We start from the raw sequence: 5,080 nt of genomic DNA on the forward strand, positions 1-5,080 counted from the left end.
GCGCCTACAGGATTTGAGCAAGGAATTGCTGGGTGCGGGGGTCTTGAGCGTTGTCAAAGAAGGTCGCGGGCGGACCGGACTCTACGATCACCCCGCGATCCGTGAAGTAAATGCAATCTGCGATCTCGCGGGCAAAGCCCATTTCATGCGTGACGAGGATGCAGGTCATGCCATCCGCCGCAAGGTCCTTGATCGTCATCAGAACCTCTTTGACGGTCTCGGGGTCAAGGGCTGCTGTCACCTCGTCAAACAGCATCACGTCGGGGTTCATGGCCAGCGAGCGTGCGATTGCAACGCGCTGTTGTTGGCCCCCGGACAACTCGCCGGGGTAGGCGTCTTCCTTGCCGTTCAGACGGACCTTGGCAATCAGGGCGCGCGCGCGCTTTTCCACCTCGGCGCGGTCTTGATTGAGCACCTTGATGGGTGCCATCATCACGTTTTGCAAGGCTGTCTTGTGCGGGAACAGGTTGTATTGCTGGAACACCATCCCGACCTTTCGTCGCAGGGCGAGTTTGTCCAGCTTTGGGTCGTTGACCTCCAATCCCTCCACGGTGATCGAACCCGCCTGAATGTCGTTCAGCGCATTGATGCAGCGGATCAGGGTCGACTTGCCCGAACCCGACGGCCCGATGATGCAAATCACCTCGCCTTTCATCACGTCAAGCGAGATACCTCTGAGCACTTCGACAGAGCCAAAGGACTTGTGCACGTCTTTTAACGACACGATTGGCTGTTGGGGGGTCCAGGTCATAAGGGCCTCGCTCATAGTTTCACCGAGTATTTTCGTTCCAGAACACGCGTCAAAGAGCTGATCGGATAGCAATAGAGAAAGAACCAGGACAGAATATAAAGGTACATCGGGATCAAGAGATCAGCGCGCCCCTCAGCACTCAGCGCCGCGCGGGTCAAGGCCATGACATCATCAACCCCGATGATAGACACCAGCGGCGTCGCCATCGTCAGGACCGCGTAGAGATTCATCCAGGACGGCAGCACGCGCTTGACGGTCTGTGGAAGAATGATGTTCGTCAGGGTCATTCGGCGGCTGAACCCCAAGGATTCAGCAGATTCCCATTGTCCCGTCGGGATAGACAGGATCGCGCCCCGCATGAACTCCGACGTATACGCCATGACCGGCAACGACAGACCAATCACAGCCTTGATCCAGCCGGGGAACGGGATATTCACGCCGAATATCTCGAACTGGAATGGGATAAGCAGGATGCAATAGAACAGAAGGACAAGCCAAGGCGAGTTGCGAAAGAACTGTGTGACGAGCCATGCAGCCTGCCGTATCGGGCGGGTCTGCGACACCTGTAGAACCCCCAGAAACACCCCCATGACCGTCCCGATCAACATCGACAGAACCGAAATCAGGACATTAAAGCCAAACCCTTTGGCCAAGGTGGGGGTCCATTCCAACAGGATCGTGAGGGTCGTGCGTTCGTCCGGCGTTGCAAGCTGGGCAAAGGCAGGACCGATCAGCACGACGGCCAAGGCCAGCACAAGCGCCGTAAGCGTCCAGAGATTGAAGAGCCGATCCGCAAGCGGCAAACTATCGGCGCGCAGGCGCAGGGGCAGCATCACCGGCATATGGCCGCGAACCTTGGGTTTCAGATGGGGGGAATACATGGTCATTCTCCATATCCGGGGATGCGCAGCGCCTTTTCCCAGCGATGCAGAACCCAGACCAGAATGGCGACCAGACCCACGTAGGACACCAGCAGAACGTTCATCATCTCGCGCACGTTCAGATCCTCGGACCAGATTTGCGCCGAGACATAGAGCAGTTCCGGCACAGCAATCGCGTAGGCCAGCGTAGTGGTCTTTACCAGGTTGACCAGATTTGTCCCGAGCGCCGGCAAAGAGACGCGCACCGCCAGCGGCAGCACGATATCGGTATAGATTTGCAGGCGCGTGTAGCCCAGGGCTTCGGCGGCCTCGACGGTCGAGCGCGGCACCGCCTCGACCCCCGCGCGAAAGATTTCCACGTTCAACGCGCCAGCGAACAGCGAGAGCGAAATGATGGCCCAGCCGAAATTGCTGATCAAAGGCTGCGGCAGACCATTGTCGCCAGTGATCCGGAGCACCGTGCCGATAGCAAAGTAAAAGAAATAGAGCTGAACCAATGGCGGTGTGTTGCGAAAGAACGCAACAAAAATCCCGACCGCCACCCGCAATGTCCGTGACGGCGCACCTTGGACAGCAGCCCCCAGAACCCCGACGATGAGCGACAAAAAGATCGACACAACCGACAGCTTGATCGTCATCCAGAGACCCGCGACATAGCGACCGCGATTGTAATCGTCGCTGACCACGGCAAGGTTCAAGAACCAGTCGGGGCGCAGCCAGTCGATAAATGTGTTAGCAAAGTCCATCGGCTCGGATCACCTCTGACGCAGCGCAAAGAGATGCCCGGCAGAGGCGTGCGCTGCCGGGCAGGTCAGCAAGGACGGGTTATTTCAACCTGTCATGCTCTGCCTGAAGGAACGGGCTCGGCGCGATGCCGTTTGCCGCGTTCCGTTCGATCAGATAGCCGGATTTGTGCCAATCCGTGACGATCTCGCTCATCAATTTACCATAGGGCTGGTCGAGTTCCTCCAGCGGGACGGCGATGGACCAGGCCTGCGGGTCTTCGGTCGGGAAGGGCATTTCAAATTCGGCCCATTGCGCGTCAGAGGCCAGTTGCGATTCGATCCACGTATTGTCGTAGAGAAAGGCGATGCAGCTTCCGTTCAAGAGCGCCGCAGTCGCCTCTGGGATGCCCGCAAAAGCGACCAGATTGGGGCCATAGAGTTGCGTGACCCGCTTGTTGTAATAAGAGCCTTGCAGCGCGCAGACGTCCGCGCCCTTCAGGTCCTCCCAATTTTTGAGCCCCGCAGCCTTGGGGGCCAGAACATTGGTGCCGCCGGCATAGTAGTTGGGCTCGATCATGCCGATCACCTCACGCCGCTGTGGGTTGTCCCCCATCGTCGCGATGATCAGGTTGATCCGCCCTTGTTGCAGGAATTCCATGCGGTTGGACGCGACCACCGGAACCAGTTCGACCTCGACCCCCAGCCGCTCAGCGACGTCCTTGGCCAAGTCGATCTCAAGGCCCTGCAGTTGGCCATCCGAGGTCAGATAACCCCATGGCTTGTAGTCCTGCTTGACGCCAACGACGATCTTTCCCGCATCCTTGATATCTTGCAGCGCATCGGCCATGGCGGCGGTGCTGGTCAAGGTGGCCACAACGGCGGTCAGTGCAGCTTTGATTAACGTCCTCATTCCACTCTCCTGTTGTCTGGTGCCAACACGTCGTCCGTGCTGCTTGGGAATTGATGAGGTCTTGGCTCTTACGAGTCCAGAAAAAAATACCATTTGTTACTTTTTCGCGTAAAAAATTACACTTGCGCTGATGTGATCTCCGCATGACACTGACGGTGCCTCAGCACAAGGTGTCGCGGTTATGAAAATCGACGAAAAGATAACCCAAGCGTTGCCAACCCTGCCTCGCAAGTTGGCCGTTGCGGCCCGTTATGCGCTGGACAACCCGGACCGGATCGCGGTGGAGTCCATGCGCTCCGTGGCTCAGGCCTGCGGCGTGGCCGCGCCGACCATGCAGCGACTGGCGCAGCACATGGGATACGAGGGCTATGATGGGCTTCGACAGGACTTTCAGAAACTGTTGATGGGGCGCGGCTTTGGGGCGCGGGTTGATGCGCTGCGCAGCACCTTTCAGAGCGACTCGCTGTCAAAACTGATCAATCACATGACAGAGGCCGCCCAGAATAATATCGCAGAGGTTGCCGCGCATCTTGACCCAAAGGAGGTTGCGGCCTTTGTTGCCGCCGTCCGTCGCAGCGGGCGCACCTATGTGATTGGCGCGGGGTCTATGTACTGGGCCGCCGGGATGATCGAGGCCACCGGGCGGCTTGCCCTGCCCGATCTGGTCACGCTGCCAGCTGGGACCGTGGCCGCCAGCGAGCGGATTTCGACAATCTCCGAGCATGATACGGTGCTGGCGCTCGGCATAGCGCCCTATTGCGTGCAGACGATTGACGCGATGCAATATGCCCGTCGCGCCGGTGCATCGGTCTATGCCATCACCGACAGACCCAGTTCGCCATTGGCCCCCTATGCCAATGGCATCTTTCTGTCCCCAACAGCCAGTCCGCATTACTTTCCCTCAGCCATCGCCGTGCAACTTGTCGCGGAAATCCTGTTGGCGGCCTGCGCCGCAGCCAGCGGTGACGCCTCGCGCCATAGGCTGCAACAGTTGGATGAGATCCGACGCGCAAGCGGGGCTTATCTCGATGAATAGAGCATGTCGCGCCCTTCGATAAGGCTTAGTCTCTGCGTCCCTGCCTTCAGAGCGGATCACAAATTTTGGTGGACGACCCCGCCCCTGAGGGGGTGCGACAGGGCATTTTCCTGTGTTCACCACAGTTTTATAAAAGTTTTACACTTTTAACGCCATTACTGCTGCATCTCGCGGCAATCTCCGACGCCAAGCAGGCGGCCGTCGTGGTGCAAACTCCAGGACATCACATCGAAAAATGTTAACCTTCTCGCTTGCCAACACTCCCGCCGGAGGCCCGAAACCCTGATGGAGCGCACCATGCCCCGATTGCAGGCCGACAAGGCCCTGATTCACCCTGATTGCGAGATCACCGATTGCGAATTCGGCATCTATACAGAGGTCGGGCGCGGCAGTCGCCTCGCGCATGTGGCGATGGGGGATTATTCCTATTGCGACCGGTCCTGTGACCTCGCCAATGCCGAAATCGGCAAATTCGCCAATATCGCAAGCTTTGTGCGGATCGGGGCCACCGATCACCCGCTCGACCGCGCCAGCCTGCACCACTTTCTCTATCGCTCGGCCAGCTATTGGCCAGACGCGCCTGACGATGCGCATTGGTTCGACAAACGCCGCGCCCGCGTGGCGCGGATCGGCCATGACACATGGATTGGCCATAATGCGCAGGTAAAGCCCGAAATCACCGTGGGCCATGGCGCGGTGATTGCTGCGGGCGCCGTGGTCACGCATGACGTGGCCCCCTATACGATCGTCGCGGGCGTGCCCGCCCAACCGCTGCGC

6 protein-coding genes are annotated in these 5,080 nt (G+C 58.8%); 2 read left to right on the top strand and 4 right to left on the bottom strand.

Going from position 1 to position 5,080, the window contains the following annotated elements; genetic code table 11:
• Positions 1 to 4: 4 nt before the first annotated feature.
• The 4 genes from KBT70_RS03030 to KBT70_RS03045 all read right to left on the bottom strand — a co-directional run bounded on the left by KBT70_RS03030 (position 5) and on the right by KBT70_RS03045 (position 3,267).
• Positions 5 to 751, bottom strand: coding sequence for an amino acid ABC transporter ATP-binding protein (locus tag KBT70_RS03030; RefSeq protein ID WP_296628632.1), 747 nt, complete (start codon positions 749 to 751; stop codon positions 5 to 7).
• An 11-nt stretch (positions 752 to 762) separates the two neighbouring features.
• Positions 763 to 1,632 carry an amino acid ABC transporter permease gene (locus KBT70_RS03035; protein WP_296628634.1) on the bottom strand — a complete coding sequence of 290 codons (870 nt, stop codon included), beginning with the start codon at positions 1,630 to 1,632 and terminating at the stop codon, positions 763 to 765.
• 2 nt (positions 1,633 to 1,634) lie between these two features.
• Positions 1,635 to 2,378, bottom strand: coding sequence for an amino acid ABC transporter permease (locus tag KBT70_RS03040; protein ID WP_296628636.1), 744 nt, complete (start codon positions 2,376 to 2,378; stop codon positions 1,635 to 1,637).
• A 79-nt stretch (positions 2,379 to 2,457) separates the two neighbouring features.
• Positions 2,458 to 3,267, bottom strand: a complete 810-nt coding sequence (locus tag KBT70_RS03045) for a transporter substrate-binding domain-containing protein (protein WP_296628638.1) — start codon at positions 3,265 to 3,267, stop codon at positions 2,458 to 2,460.
• A 181-nt stretch (positions 3,268 to 3,448) separates the two neighbouring features.
• Here KBT70_RS03045 and KBT70_RS03050 point away from each other — a divergent pair, with 181 nt between their 5' ends.
• Both KBT70_RS03050 and KBT70_RS03055 read left to right on the top strand, forming a co-directional pair.
• Positions 3,449 to 4,303 (top strand): MurR/RpiR family transcriptional regulator, encoded by an 855-nt coding sequence (locus tag KBT70_RS03050; protein ID WP_296628640.1) that lies wholly within the window; start codon positions 3,449 to 3,451, stop codon positions 4,301 to 4,303.
• 297 nt (positions 4,304 to 4,600) lie between these two features.
• Positions 4,601 to 5,080 (top strand): chloramphenicol acetyltransferase (locus KBT70_RS03055; RefSeq protein WP_296628642.1); only part of this gene is annotated, 480 nt, incomplete at its 3' end.

Origin of the sequence: Roseovarius sp. (genome assembly GCF_018066915.1) — a bacterium.
Taxonomy (GTDB): Bacteria; Pseudomonadota; Alphaproteobacteria; order Rhodobacterales; family Rhodobacteraceae; genus Roseovarius.